The organism is Kribbella sp. NPDC002412, from assembly GCF_053592935.1.
Genome location: NZ_JBSFBL010000046.1, coordinates 1 through 14018 on the forward strand (window position 1 = coordinate 1; position 14018 = coordinate 14018).

Here is a 14018-nt window from a genome sequence, read left to right on the forward strand (position 1 = left end):
CAACCCTCCTGGTCGCGCTCGACCCGCCCGCAACGACCAGTGCGCTGTCCGAGCAGTACGGGCTGGCGCTGGCGACCGTGGCCGAGCACTTGGCCGCCTTGTACGACGCTGGGCTCGCGAGTCGCCGCCGTACGGGTCATCAAGTCCACTACCGCCGTACCGAAGTAGGTCAAGCGGTGATCGACGCGTCCGTTGGTTAAATGCACTGGTGAACAGCACACGTCACATTCGGCGGTGGCCGGCTTCGCTGGCGGTGGTCACCGTTCTGGTCCTGCAACTGGTCGTGCCGACCGAGATCATTGCGCTGCCGCGGTGGATCATGCCGGCGCTCGGTGCGGCGCTGCTGCTGCCGCTGGTGTGGGCGAACCCGTTCCACCTGCGCCGGGACGAGCCCTGGCTCCGGTGGGTCGAACTGGTGCTGCTCGGCGTGCTGGTGGTCGTCAACGCGATCTACCTGACCGGACTGATCGTCTACCTGAGTTCCGGTGAGGCGAACGACGGACCGGTGCTGGTGAAGGCCGCGCTGCTCATCTGGGTGACGAACGTGGTCGCGTTCGGGGTCTGGTACTGGGAGGTGGACCGCGGTGGGCCGTTCGCGCGGGCGCCCGAGCACGAGCGGGAGGCGGAGCGGGCCGACCTGCTGTTTCCGCAGATGACGGTCGACCTGCCGGGCTGGGAGCGCTGGCTGCCCGGGTTCACCGACTACCTGTTCGTCGCGTTCACCGCCGCGACCGCGTTCAGCCCGACCGACACGATGCCGCTGACCGCGCGGGTGAAGACGCTGATGGGTGTCCAGTCGGCCGTCTCGTTGCTCACCGTCGCGGTGGTCGCGGCGCGCGCCGTGAACGTCCTGTGAGAAAGGCTCTCGACAGCCATGTAATGGGCATGAGAGTGTTATGCCCATGTACAGCACGAAGTCGGTGGGGCTCGGTTTCGCCGTGTTCTCGGCGGTCACGTTCGGTGGTTCGGGGCCGTTCGCCAAGGCGCTGATCGGGGCCGGTTTCACCCCTGAGCAGGCCGCCTGGCTGCGGATTCTGGGCGCCGCGGCCCTGCTCGTCCCGCTCGTGCTGATCTTCCGCGGCCTCAGCGGGCTGCGAGCCGCCCGGTCGTCGTGGCGGGCGCTGGTGATGTACGGCCTGACCGGGATCGCCGGCTGTCAGACGCTGTTCTTCATCGCGGCCAGCCGGCTGCCGGTGGGGGTCGCGCTGATGCTCGAGTTCACCGGTCCGGTGCTCGTGGTCGCGTGGCTCAAGTTCGGGCAGAAGATCGCGGTGCCGAAGTCGGCGGCGGTCGGCGTCGGGATCGCGCTGGTCGGCCTCGCGACCGTCGTGGAGATCTGGTCCGGGCTGAAGCTGGACGTGGTCGGCCTGGTCGCCGGACTCGGTGCGGCTGCGTGCCAGGCGACGTACTTCATCCTGATCGACAAGCTGACCGGCGCCGCGGATCCACTGGTGATGACCGCGGCCGGAAGTGTGGTCGGCGCGGTGGTGCTGACCGCGATCTCCGCGCCCTGGGGTGTTCCGTGGCACTCGCTGGTCGACACGATCGCGATCGGCGACCGTTCCGCGCCCGGTTGGGTGCTGGCCGGCTGGCTGATCGTCGTCAGCACGGTCGTGGCCTACCTGGCCGGAGCCGCCGCGGTTCAGCGGCTGTCCGCCGCGGTGGGTGGTGCGGTGGCGTACGTCGAGGTCGTTGCCGCGAGCATCTTCGCCTGGATCCTGCTGAACGAGACGCTGCGCACCAACCAGATCATCGGCGGCGTGATCGTGCTGGCCGGCGCCTTCGTCGCCCAGTTCTCGGTCGGCAAGGTCGCTCCCCCGGAGATCCCGGACTCCGACACCCCGCGCACGCTCGACCCGGCCGGCGTCTGAACCCGGTGCGTCTCACCCACGTGCCGGTGAGACGCACCGGTTCGGTGAAGACGGCCTAGAGCGTGGGCTGCAGGAGGGAGTCGACCAGCTCCCGGGGCAGCCCGTGGGTCTCGTGCAGGTACTCGTAGTCGGTGTCCTCGAGGGACTTGTGGAAGCGCTCGTGGCTCAGCACCTTGCGGCCGCGGTCGAGCAGGTTGCTGAACCGAATCTCCTCGTCGATCAGGATCCGGCGGACCAGCGTCACCGTCTCGCCCTGGTGGAAGTGCCGCAGCGTGTGCTCGAACAGCTCCATCGGCAGGTCGGACAGCGTCCGGGACTCGTCGTCGCGCCACAGCAGCGTCAGCACCCGGCGGATCAGCCGGCGCAGCACGTAGCCGCGACCGGTGTTCGACGGGTACACGCCGTCGCCGACGATCACGATGCTGGACCGCAGGTGGTCGATGACGATCCGCTGCGACTGCTCGTCCAGCCGCCACAGCTCCGGCACGATCCGCATCCACGGCTCGAACAGCGAGGTCTCGTAGACCGAGTCCTTGCCCTCCAGCAGCATCGTCAGCCGCTCCAGGCCGAGCCCGGTGTCGATGTTCTGCTGCTGCAACGGCTCGAGCGATCCGTCGTCGAGGCGGCGGTAGCGCATCATCACGTGGTTCCACACCTCGACCCAGCGCTTGTCCGTGCTCGGCGTGCCCTCCGGGTCACCCTCGCCGGTCCACACGAAGATCTCCGAGTCGGGTCCGCACGGCCCGGTCGGGCCGTTCGACCACCAGTTGTCCTCGGTGGTCAGCTCGATCGGCAGCCCGAGCTCCTGCCAGGTCCGTAGCGACTCCTGGTCGATCGGCACCTGGCCGTCACCGCCGAACACGGTCACGTACAAGCGGCTCGGGTCGATCCCGAAGCCCTGGGTCATCAGCTCGTAGCCCCAGCGCAGCGTCTGGCTGCTGCCGTAGTCGCCGAGCGACCACGAGCCGAGCATCTCGAACACGGTCAGGTGGGTCGGATCCCCCACCTCGTCGAGATCGGTGGTTCGCAGGCATCGCTGGATGCCCACGAGTCTGGATCCCAGCGGATGGGGCTCGCCTTCCAGGTACGGCGTCAGCGGATGCATCCCCGAGGTCGTGAAGAGCACCGGATCACCGAGGCGCGGGATGAGCGTGGACCCGGTGGTCGGCACGTGGTCACGGTCGAGGAAGAAGTCGATGAAGGTCCTGCTGATGGTTCCGTTGGTCTGCATGGTTCTGGTCCTGTCTTTCTGAATGACCGGAACCGGACCACCGGGAGCGGAAACAACAACACCGGCGAACCGTTTCCGGTCGCCGGTGGAGGTTGGAGGATGTCAGGCCGCGGCAGCCGGAGAGCGATGAGCTCGTACGGCTGCGGCAAGTCGGAACATCCGGTGCATGTCGGCCAGAGTACACGAATCCCGGACCTAGATGTCCAGCAATTCCCTGAGGGTGGCTCCGCTGCGTGACCAGGTCCAGTGCTCCTGGGCCCAGGCCCGGCCTTCCACGCCCATCGCGGCGGCCTTGGCCGGGTCGGTGAGGAGTGCGACCAGGCGGGCGGCGACTGCGGGCGGGTTGTACGGGTCGACCAGGTAGCCGGTCTCGCCGTGCCGGACGGTGTCGGCCGCTCCCCCGGAGTCGCCGATCACGACCGGCTTGCCGGCGGCGGACGCTTCGAGGGTGACGATCCCGAGGGCCTCCGGCTCGAGACCGAACCGCCTTGTCCGGCACGGCATCGCGAACACATCCGCGGCGTCGACGTACGGCGGAATGCCGGCCCACGGGATCGGCCCGGTGAACACCACCGAACTCGCCACCCCGAGCGCCGCCGCGAGCCCTTCGAGCCGTTCCCGATCCGGACCGCCACCGACCAGCAGCAGGACCGCGGACGGTACGGCGGCCAGCACCCGCGGCCAGGCGCGGATCAGCGTGTCCTGTCCCTTGCGCGGGATCAGCCTCGACACGCAGGCGACCACCGGAACACCTTCGAGGCCGAGTCCCTTGCGGACCTGCTCTCCCCCGCAGCCCGGGAAGAACCGGTCGGTGTCGACCCCAGGAGTCAGCCGGCGCATCCGTCCTACGGCGGCTGGTGAGAGCGCCGGCGCGATCCGGTCCGCGCACCAGGACGAGACCGTCGTCAGGGTGTCGGCCGCGTCGCCGATCCGCCGCAGCGCCCGGCGCGCACCGGGCACGTTGGCCCACCACGTCTCGTGCCCGTGCGTCATCGCGACGATCCGCCGCGCCCCGGCCCGCCGAAGCGCCGGCCCCATCAGGCCGAGCGGCGCGGCCGCGCCGAACAGCACCCGATCCGCGTTGTGCTCCTTCGCCAGCCGTACGGCGTTCCTCGTGATCCGGGCCGTTGGCAACAACATCGTGGTCCGGTCGCGGAGCACGGGGAACGGCAGCGTGGCGTCGTACGCCTTGTCTCCTGGCTCGTGCGACGTGTAGACGACGAGGTCCGGCAACTCGTCGCACAGCGAGCGGACGAAGGTCTCGATCCCGCCCTGACGGGGTGGGAAGTCGTTGGTGACGACGAGGACGGTCATCGGCGGACCAGCGGCGGCACCGGCGTGCCGTCCTCGGCTCCCCAGGCGCGGCCCATCGCGATCCGCTCCGGTGCGGTCGGGTGGCTGGCGAACATCCAGTACCGCCAGCGGCGCGGGTTCAGCCCGGAGATGTTGGTCACGGCCAGGCCGTGCTGCATCGCGACGAAGTTGCTCGGGTCGTTCGTCAGCCGCAGCGAGTGATAGTCCGCGCGGGCCTCGATCCGGCGGCTGACCAGGTTCTGCACCGGGGCGGCCAGCGTCGTACCGGCGACGATCAGGGCCAGCAGCAGGGCGGTCCGGCGCGGGTCGGACATCCGGGCCCCGAGCAACAATCGCAGCAGAACGACCGCGAAGGCGGTGCCGAGCACGCCGATCAGGGTGCCGTGCAGTACGTCGTCCTCGGCCGCGTGCCCGAGCTCGTGCGCGACGACCAGCCGGACCTGCGCGGGTGGCGCGTCCTTCAGCAGCGTGTCGTAGACGACCAGCCGGCGGGTCGACCCGAAGCCGGAAACGTAAGCATTCAAGGCGGTTGTGCGCTTCGACGCGTCCGCGACCAGCACGTCCCTGACCGGCACGCCGTCGTCCGCGGCCAGCTTCATGAAGTCGTCGCGCTGCGGCCCGGCCGGCATCGAGGTGAACTCGTTGAACCTCGGCTCGACCAGGACCGGGTACGCGTACGACACTCCGAGCACCAGCACCGCGCCGGCGATGGCCGCAGGCAGCCACCACCAGGTGCGGTAGCGTTTGGCCAGCGCGATCAGGCCGACCGCGATCACGGCCAGCGCGAGCGACATCAGCAGCCAGTTGACCGCGCGGTCCCGGGTCCACAGCCCCCAGTCCTGCACGGACAGGCCGTACTTCCGGGTCACCCGCTCAGCCATCACGTCGGTCGGCACGGTGACCACGCTGGCGAGCAGCCCGAGACCGAACACGAGCACCGGTACGGCGACGTACCACCGGCGGGTGCGGATCGCGTCGTACAGGCGGCGGCCGAGCGCGCTGAAGCCGATCACCAGCGGGACCAGCAGCGACAGCACCCACGAGGTGGTCGACCACGGCAGCAGCTCGTGCCGGAACGCGTTCTGTCGGGCGATCTCGGCGGAGGTGAAGTCCAACGTCGCGTCCGGTTCGGGTACGTCGATCAGGTGCCAGGGCGTCGTGACGACGATGACAGCGACCAGTGCGGCGGCGAGGACGACGGCGGCCACCGGCGGCGCCCAGCGGGCCGCCGGCTCAGACACCGGCGAGCCTCTTGAGGTACTGCTGCCACTCGGCGACGAACTCCTGCTCGGTCATGCCGAGCACGGACTTGAAGGCGTCGGCCAGGCCGGCCGAGGTCTTCGACGCGTGCACGGCCCGGTAGAACCTCACCAGCTTGCTCTGCCCCTCGCGCTCGGCGATCAGCCGACAGGCGAGCCAGGCCGACTCGTAGGCCTGAGGCAGCTCGGCCGACGACGCGGCGAACGCCTCCGGCGCCGGCAGCGCGGACGGCACCTTGCCGGCCCGGACCGCCTTGAACAGCTCCTTCGCCGCCGACTCGTCCTGCACGGGTACGGCGGTGAACGCGACGTAGTCGGCGAAACCCTCGGCCAGCCACAACGGCACCGGCGAGGCGGTCGCTGTCGACGCGACATGGGTGGTCTCGTGGGTCAGCACGATCCGGCGGCCCTGCTTGCCGAGCTCGTCGAACAGCTTCGGATTGGCCACGATCCGCACCGGCGCGCCCACTTGTGGCGAATCCAGCTCCGCCATCGTGACAGCGGCGATCTGGGTGTAGGTGTTCGGCTGCGCGCCGAGCACGTACTCCATCTGGGCCTGCTTGGCGGGCAGGTAGACGACGACCTTCTGCCGCCAGCTCCGGCCCCAGACCTTGCTGACCGCGTCGACCGCACGATCCGTGACGGACACGTAGCCTTCCGCGTCCGCCGCCGAGTCCAGGCTGATCACCAGGCTGTGATCACCCTTGGCCACGTCGATCGGGCCGAGCGCCCAGACCGGGCGGCGTTGACCGGCCACGAACCGCTCCGAGAACGAGGCGGCGTACGTCGTCCCGTCGCGGGTGACGAACGTCACCGGCAGGGTTTCGCGGGCCGGCTTGGCGTCGTACCCGGTGAGCTGCCAGGAGACCTCGACCTGGGCGAGCCAGGACTCGGTGCCGCCAAGCTCAGTCTGGCGGTCCGGGCTGAGCGCGGCCGTGTCGTCGCTGACGTAGCGGAGCTGGAAGCTGCCGAGCGGGAGCTTGCCGAGGTTCGCGAAGATCGTGCGCGCGCCGGTGCGGAACTCGGTCGACTTCGGATCGATGGTGGCCAGGAAGGCGGACCGGCTGTCGTCCTCGACCGCGGCGGCCATCTTCTGCAACACCGCGCCGCCGACGGAGGCTCGCCGTACTCCCTCGGCGGCTTCGTCCGGGGTGGTCGAGGTCTGCGGGGACTCCGCGATGACCGGCGCACCGGGGTCGGCCGGCGCGTCCGCGATCTGGCGGAGCCCGGCGTACCCGGCGACGGCGACCAGGCAGATCGAGACGCCGAGCGCGACCTTCTTGACGATCGGGCCGACGGTGGGCGGGACTCGGCCCCCACCGGCCAGTCGCTCGGTGGGCTGCGCGCGGTCCTCGGCGGGTGGTACCGCCGGGAGGGGCACCGTGTCGCCCTGTTCGTCGATCACCTCGGCCCCTCGCTGCTCACCTGCCCCAGTCAGGCGGGACACTACGTGCCTCCTCTGACAGTAGAGCACCCGGACGGTGGCGAAACGACTCGGCTCCGGGGGTGAGACCCCGGAGCCGACGAGTATGACAAGGGATGGGTTCAGCCCGGCCGGACGGCGGTGTTGTACGGCATCAGGTCGATCGGGTCGGTCTTCACCGGCTTGCCCGGACGGCTCGCGTGCACGATCCGGCCGTTGCCGATGTACATCCCGACGTGGCTGATCGGCGAGTAGTAGAACACCAGGTCACCCGGCATCAGCTGGCTCTTGCTGACCCGGCGGCCCTCACTGGCCTGCGCCTTCGAGGAGTGCGACAGCGAGACGCCGGCCTTGCCCCAGGCGTACAGCATCAGGCCGGAGCAGTCGAACGAGTCCGGACCCTCGGCACCCCAGACGTAGGGGTCGCCGAGCTGTGCCATCGCGGCCTGGATCGCGATCCCGGCGCGGCCGTTGGCCGGCACCGGCAGGTCGTCCATCCGGTCGCCGTCCCGGCTCGGGCGCTCGTCCCGGGCCTCCTCGGCTTCCTTCTCGTTCTCCGCCTGGATCCGGGCCCGCTCCTCGTCGCTGAGCTTGTCGAGCACCTTCTCGGCGGCGTCCAGGTTGGTCTGGATCTGCTTCTTCAGCGCGTCCTGCTGGGCCTGCACGGCCTGCAGCGCGGACAGCTCGGTCTGCTCACTGGCCTGCAGGTCGGTCAGCTTGCCCTGGGCCTGCTGGTAGCGGCGGAGCGCCGAGTTCTGCTGGCCGGCGAACGCCTGGGCGGTCGAGGCCTGGCTGAGGAACTGGTCGGGGTTCGTCGACAGCAGCAGCTGCGCCGTCGTCGTCATCCCGGAGGTCTGGTAGCCGGCGACCGCGAGCGAACCGATCTGTTTCTTCACCGCGTCGACCTGGCCCTGCTGCTTGCCGATGGCAGCCTGCAAAGCCTTCACCCGGGCCTGCGAGGCGCCGATCTGGCCGCGCAGGTCGTTCGCAGACTCACCGGCCTGCTCGGCCTTGTGCTGCAGCGCCGCGACCTGCTTCTTCGCCTGATCCAGGGTCGGCGCCGGATCGGCGTCCGCACCCGTCTGGATCAAGAACACACCCGCGGCGACTGCCGTGCTGGTGATGGCGGCGAGGGCGATTCCCTTGGTGCGGTTGATGCGTCCGCTGGCCACAGCCCGGTCGATCCCTTCGTCTGCTCGCGCCGTCCCCATTGACCACGCCGGCTGCAGCGGAACTTACACTGCGGGACCTGGCGGGTCACCCATCGGCTTCGTGCTGCCCGGTCGGTCTGATCGACCGACACCCTGAGGCAACGAGAGGTAACAGTAGTGACCGTTTCGTGACCGGTGCAATTCGCCCCTCGGGTTTGATCGAAAATTAACGAAGCGTCACCCCAGCCCAACGACCGTTTCGCCTGCCCCGTCAGGGGTTTCCGGATCGATGCTGCTGACGGCGTGGACCAGGCGTAGCGGTGGCACCAGGCCGGACTCGGCGAGCGCGTCCAGCGCGGCCTTCTCGTCGTCGTCGATCCGCAGCGTGCCGGCCCGTTCGGCCGAGAAGCCCAGGACCACGGTGACCACGCAGTCCTGGCAGCCTGGACCCCGCATCACACAAGCGTCGCAGTCGATCAGCACAACGTCCTCCAAAGTGGGGAAGCATCCGGACTTGCATCCGGCTGAGAAGGACGCTAGAGGGCGGCTCCGACAGTTTTCGTGGTCAGGCGCGGGCGATCCGGCCGATCAGCGTGGTCGCGGACAAAGCCCGGGCGCCCATCTTGATGATGCTTTCGGCAACTTCGCGGTCGGTGGAGACGACCACGACCGGGCGGCCCGGCGGCTCGGCCCGCACCAGTTGCCGGATCACCTCGTCGGCGATCACGCCGGCCGGGCTGAACCGCACCCGCACCCCGCGAGGCGGATTCAGTTGCACCGGGCCCGAAAGCTCGGCGCCGTCGAACACCACGGTCACCTCGATGCGACGTTGAGCGACGAGCGCGCCCAACGCTGTGACGAGCCGCTGACGCTGCGAGTGCAGCGGCGAGTTGGGCCATGCGGTCTTCGTCACGTTGTAGCCGTCGATGATCAGATGCACCTGCGGCAACGCCAGCAACTCGTCGAACAACGCCGGGTCGTCGTCAGGCGCCGTACGCCCGACCGGGGCGGCCTCGGGCTCCGTGCCGGCCACGGTGTCGGCCGGTCGGAGCTCTCCCCCGGGTGGCAGGGCCAGCTCGCGACGCAGTCCGCTTGCTGCCTCGAGCAACGTGTCCAGGAGCAGTCTGGTCCGCGTCGACGCGAGCTCGCGTTCCTGGCCCGCCGTACGGCGTGCCGCGTGTTCGACTGCTTCGAGCTCGGTGATGCGGGCGCGGAGCTTGCGCAGCTCACGTTCGACTTCGGCGCGGGCGGCGTCGACGCGTTCGTCGGCTGTCTCCGCCTGGGTGGTGCGTTCTTCGAGCTCGCTCTGCAGGCCGCTGATCCGCTGGCGCGCCTCGTTGAGTTTGCGGCGCAGCGTGACGTTCTCGGCCTTGAGCTCGTTGACCTGTTCGCGGAGGCGTTCACGGACTTGCCGGGTTTCGGTGCGCGCCTGGTCGAGCTGGTCGGACAGCCGGTTGACTGCCTCCTCGGCCGCGCGTGGCGCCTCGACGGGCACCTGGGCGGCCGCTGCGGCCACGTGCTGCTCCCAGTCGTCGGGGCGGAGCAGGTAAGCGAGGGCGGCGACTTCGACGGGGTCTGCGGCCGGGACCGGTACGCCGTCGGCGACCGCGTCCCCGAGCTCCGGGTGCTCGCGCCGTACCTCGAAGGCCGTGAGCTTCCGGAAGTGGTCGTCGGTCTCCAGGATCGGGCCGAGGACGGACGCCGAGAGCTTGGCCCGTTTGGCCGGCGCGAAACTGGCGAACCGGCGCAGCGGCGGCGGGATGTCGGTCGCCGGCAACTGGCCGAGAGCCTGCGCGGCGAGGGCGAGAACGCGTTGCCGGACCGGTTCGGGCAAAGAGGTAGCGGCGGAGCTCGCGGCGGTGCCTGCCTCAGTCACCGGCCCGCAGTCCGGCCCGAACGGTGGTCTGGCTGCACGAAGCGCTGGGCCAGTGACGCAGACCACAGCTGCCCGGCAGCTGGGCCGGATTCGCGGTGATCGCCTGTGTACGCATACAGAGAGCCTAGTCGACTCTCACGCGTGTCACCTGCGGAATTGTCGGTGGCGACTCTTAGCGTCGTTGCCATGACCAGCCCGGCCCCGGACCAGCTCACGCCGATTCGTGGTGTGCAGCCGAGTTTCGACGACCTCGGGACGCCGTTGCGCGACGTCACGTTCTGCGTCGTCGACCTGGAGACCACCGGCGGCGCGCCCGGCGAGTCGGGGATCACCGAGATCGGCGCGGTCAAGGTGCGCAGCGGCGAGGTGGTCGGCGAGTTCCAGACGCTGGTCAACCCGTCCGACCCGATCCCGCCGTTCATCGCCATACTGACCGGCATCACCAACGGGATGGTTGCCTCGTCACCGCGGATCGAGTCGGTGCTGCCGGCGTTCCTGGAGTTCGCGCACGGCTGCGTGATGGTGGCGCACAACGCGCCGTTCGACATGGGCTTCCTGAAGCACGAGAGTCTGGTGCACGGGTACGACTGGCCGGACTTCACCGTCGTCGACACCGCGCTGCTGGCCCGCCGCGTGATCACGCCGGACGAGGCGCCGAACTGCAAGCTCGGGACGCTGGCCAAGCTGTTCCGCGCGCGAACGACGCCGAACCACCGCGCGTTGTCGGATGCTCGTGCGACAGTCGACGTGCTGCACGGCTTGTTCGAGCGGGTCGGGTCGCTCGGTGTGCAGACGCTGGAGGACCTGCAGACGTTCTCGTCGCGGGTCGCGCCGGCCGTGCGCGCCAAGCGGCACCTGGCCGAAACGTTGCCGCACGCACCAGGTGTGTACCTGTTCACCGACGACCGCGGCGAGGTGCTGTACGTCGGCAAGTCGAAGGACCTGCGGAACCGGGTCCGGTCGTACTTCACCGCCTCCGAGACCCGCTCGCGGATCGGCGAGATGGTCGGCATCGCCAGCGGCGTGCGCGGGATCGAGTGCGGGACGTCGCTCGAGGCCGAGGTGCGCGAGCTGCGGCTGATCGCGGAGCACAAGCCGCGGTACAACCGGCGCTCGAAGTTCCCGGAACGGCAACACTGGCTGAAGGTCACCGTTGAACCGTTTCCGCGGCTGTCGCTGGTGAAACAGGTGCGCGACGACGACGCCGGGTACCTCGGCCCGTTCAGCTCGCGGAAGACGGCCGAGCGGGCGATGGCGGCGCTGCACGAGGCGTACCCGATCCGGCAGTGCACCGCGCGGATGTCGCGGCACCCGCAGTTGTCGCCGTGCGTGCTGGCCGAGATGGGCCGGTGCGTGGCGCCGTGCGACGGGCGGATCTCGGCGGACTCGTACGGCGAGTTCGTGACGTCGCTGCGGACGGCGCTGACGACCGACCCGACCCCGGTGGTCGAGGCGCTGGACCGGCGGATCGACATCCTGTCGGCGGACGAGCGGTTCGAGGATGCCGCCGTACACCGGGATCGGCTGAGCGCGTTCGTGCGGAGCTCGGCGCGGATGCAGCGAATGGCGTCGGTGACGGGGTGCGCGGAGATCTGCGCGGCGCGGCGGACCGACGACGGCGGGTGGGAGCTGCACGTGATCCGCCGCGGGCGGCTCGCGGCGGCCGGGATCAGCCCGCGCGGGACGGACCCGCGGCGCTACCTCGACATGCTCCGCGCCTCCGCCGAGACCGTCCTCCCCGGCATCGGCCCGGTCGCGTCCGCCTCCCCCGAGGAGATCGAGCTGGTCCTCCGCTGGCTCGACCAGCCGGGCATTCGGCTGGTCGAGATGGACGGCACCTGGACCTGCCCCGTCTCCGGCGCCGGCCGCCACCTCACCCGCCTCGACAACGCCCACTCCGAGGACCACCACCACCCCACCGAACGCCGGCGCCGGCTCCGCCCCCTCGGCCCGGCCCGAGCCGGCTGACTCTGCTCGACCCGGTCGCGCCGGGCTGAGCCGGGAACGGGCGGGCTCGGTCGGTGCGTCGTACCGGATGCTCCTGGACACCGAGTTTGGGGGTCGGCCGCACTATGCTTCAGCGGGTTCAGGTGTGATTCGAGGAGAGGACGGCATGGTCACCGCGATCGTGTTCATCAAGGCCGACGTCGCGCGCATCCCGGAGGTCGCCGAGCAGGTGGCGGCGATCGAGGGCGTCAGCGAGGTGTACTCCGTCACCGGCGGGCTCGACCTGATCGCGATGGTCCGGGTCGCGCACCACGACGACCTGGCCACCGTCATCCCGGAGAAGGTGAACCGGGTGGCCGGCGTACTCAGCACCGAGACGCACATCGCGTTCCGCGCGTACTCGACGCACGACCTCGAGGCCGCCTTCAGCCTGGGTCAGGAGGACGGTGTCTGAGGGCTGGGAAAGCACGGCCCTGCTGACACGAGCTGAAGTTACGGTGAACGCATGAGTAACCCTCCCGCGGGCTGGTATCCGGACCCCACCGGCCAGCCGAACACCATTCGCTGGTGGAACGGGACGCAGTGGACCAACCGCACCGAGAAGGAAGACCTCTCGCAGCAGCCCACGCCGGCCGCCTCCTCTGACTCCACTCGAAGCGAGTGGTCCCCAGAGTCCGGTTGGACCACGCTCACCAAGGACCCCGCCCCCGCGGAGGACGACGGCCGCACCCCCTTCGAGCGCGCACGCGCCACCTGGAATGCGCCCGTCATCGCCCCCGGCCCCCCAAACCACTGGACCCAGCAGGAACTCCCCGCGGAAGACCATGCCCCCGAGCAACAGGCCTCGAAGTTGAAGCTGGCCCCGACGCCAGCCGAAGACACCCAACCGATCGACCTGGACCAGGAAGGCAACTGGACCCCCCAACCCAGCACCCGAACCCAGGAGACCTGGGGCGTCCAGCAACCCGACCAAGACCCTCACGCCTGGGGCACCCAGCAGCCCGCAGACGACACCACACAGGGTTGGGGCACCCAACAAGATCCCACCCCCACCGCGGCCGACCCGCAAGCCACCAACGGCGCACCCACCTGGGGCGACCAGCAGCAAACCGCGGGAACCGGCTGGGGCGAGCAGCCGTCCGCGCAGCACGAGACAGCTGGCACCTGGGGCGAACAGCAATCCTCGCCCCAGCAGGGCGCGGCCACCGACTGGGGCAACCAGCAGTCCGACCAACCGGCGACAACCGCCGCATGGGGAGAGCAGCAGCAGAACCCTGCGCAGCACGAGCCGACCACCGCATGGGGTGAACAGCAAGGCGCCAGCCAGCAGGGCACAGCCATCCCATGGGGCGACCAGCAAACCGCCGACCAGCAAGGCACCCAGCAGCAGAGCGCGGGCACCGGCTGGGGCGACCAGCAAACCTCCGCCCAACAGGGCACCACGTCAGGCGACCAGCAAGACCCCCAGCAGCAGACCGCGGGAGCCGGTTGGGGCGTACCGCAGAACTCCGGGCAGCAAGGTGCAACTGGCGGCTGGGGCGAACAGCCAACATCCGCGCAGAGCGGGTCGACCAGCGCCTGGGGTCAACAGCCGACCGCCGAGCAGGCCGGGGCAACCACCGCGTGGGGTGAGCAGCAAGCCACCCAGCAGCAGCCCGCGGCAACGGGCTGGGGCGAGCAGCAGGAGTCTGCGCAGCACGGGACGACCGGCGGCTGGGGCGAGCAGCAGGACTCCGGCCAGCACAGTGCGACCAGTGGCTGGGGCGACCAGCAAGCATCTGCACAGCACGGAACCACGAGCGGTTGGGGGGAACAGCAGACCAACCAGCAGGGCACGAGCAGCGCGTGGGGTGAGCAGGGAGGCGCCGGGCAGCAGGGCGCTGGTACCGCGTGGGGTGAGCAGGGAGACGCCGGGCAGCAGGCCGCGGCTACCGCATGGGGTGAGC

Annotated in this window: 13 protein-coding genes; 6 read left to right on the top strand and 7 right to left on the bottom strand. The window is 70.0% G+C overall.

Annotation, left to right across the window (positions count from 1 at the left end):
- From ACWCOV_RS30595 to ACWCOV_RS30605, 3 genes are all read left to right on the top strand, one after another.
- Window positions 1-200 (top strand): winged helix-turn-helix domain-containing protein (locus ACWCOV_RS30595; RefSeq protein ID WP_449832797.1); only part of this gene is annotated, 200 nt, incomplete at its 5' end.
- An 8-nt stretch (window positions 201-208) separates the two neighbouring features.
- A complete protein-coding gene (locus ACWCOV_RS30600) occupies window positions 209-856 on the top strand; it encodes a hypothetical protein (protein WP_449832798.1) in 648 nt (215 codons plus the stop codon).
- 46 nt (window positions 857-902) lie between these two features.
- A complete protein-coding gene (locus ACWCOV_RS30605; RefSeq protein ID WP_449832799.1) occupies window positions 903-1871 on the top strand; it encodes an EamA family transporter in 969 nt (322 codons plus the stop codon).
- A 55-nt stretch (window positions 1872-1926) separates the two neighbouring features.
- Here ACWCOV_RS30605 and ACWCOV_RS30610 read toward each other — a convergent pair whose 3' ends face one another.
- The 7 genes from ACWCOV_RS30610 to ACWCOV_RS30640 all read right to left on the bottom strand — a co-directional run bounded on the left by ACWCOV_RS30610 (window position 1927) and on the right by ACWCOV_RS30640 (window position 10125).
- The gene (locus ACWCOV_RS30610; protein WP_449832800.1) at window positions 1927-3102 is read right to left on the bottom strand and encodes an alanine--tRNA ligase-related protein; all 1176 of its coding nucleotides are present in this window, start codon (window positions 3100-3102) and stop codon (window positions 1927-1929) included.
- Between the two features lie 195 nt (window positions 3103-3297).
- A complete protein-coding gene (locus tag ACWCOV_RS30615; protein WP_449832801.1) occupies window positions 3298-4416 on the bottom strand; it encodes a glycosyltransferase family 4 protein in 1119 nt (372 codons plus the stop codon).
- Entirely contained in the window at window positions 4413-5657 is a 1245-nt protein-coding gene (locus tag ACWCOV_RS30620) for a M48 family metallopeptidase (protein ID WP_449832802.1), read from the bottom strand. Before ACWCOV_RS30620 ends, ACWCOV_RS30615 begins: the two co-directional genes overlap by 4 nt.
- Window positions 5650-7080 (bottom strand): hypothetical protein, encoded by a 1431-nt coding sequence (locus tag ACWCOV_RS30625; protein ID WP_449832803.1) that lies wholly within the window; start codon window positions 7078-7080, stop codon window positions 5650-5652. The genes ACWCOV_RS30620 and ACWCOV_RS30625 overlap by 8 nt, the downstream gene beginning before the upstream one ends.
- Before the next feature lie 140 nt (window positions 7081-7220).
- Window positions 7221-8270: an NlpC/P60 family protein gene (locus ACWCOV_RS30630; RefSeq protein ID WP_449832804.1), complete on the bottom strand. Its 1050-nt coding sequence runs from the start codon at window positions 8268-8270 to the stop codon at window positions 7221-7223.
- A gap of 216 nt (window positions 8271-8486) precedes the next feature.
- Entirely contained in the window at window positions 8487-8705 is a 219-nt protein-coding gene (locus ACWCOV_RS30635; RefSeq protein WP_449832805.1) for a hypothetical protein, read from the bottom strand.
- A gap of 109 nt (window positions 8706-8814) precedes the next feature.
- Entirely contained in the window at window positions 8815-10125 is a 1311-nt protein-coding gene (locus tag ACWCOV_RS30640; protein ID WP_449832806.1) for an NYN domain-containing protein, read from the bottom strand.
- 186 nt (window positions 10126-10311) lie between these two features.
- Here ACWCOV_RS30640 and ACWCOV_RS30645 point away from each other — a divergent pair, with 186 nt between their 5' ends.
- The 3 genes from ACWCOV_RS30645 to ACWCOV_RS30655 form a co-directional block, all read left to right on the top strand.
- A complete protein-coding gene (locus ACWCOV_RS30645; RefSeq protein ID WP_449832807.1) occupies window positions 10312-12093 on the top strand; it encodes a DEDD exonuclease domain-containing protein in 1782 nt (593 codons plus the stop codon).
- Between the two features lie 145 nt (window positions 12094-12238).
- Entirely contained in the window at window positions 12239-12526 is a 288-nt protein-coding gene (locus tag ACWCOV_RS30650) for an Lrp/AsnC family transcriptional regulator (RefSeq protein WP_360469428.1), read from the top strand.
- Between the two features lie 51 nt (window positions 12527-12577).
- On the top strand, window positions 12578-14018 hold a 1441-nt coding region (locus ACWCOV_RS30655; protein WP_449832808.1), incomplete at its 3' end, for a DUF2510 domain-containing protein.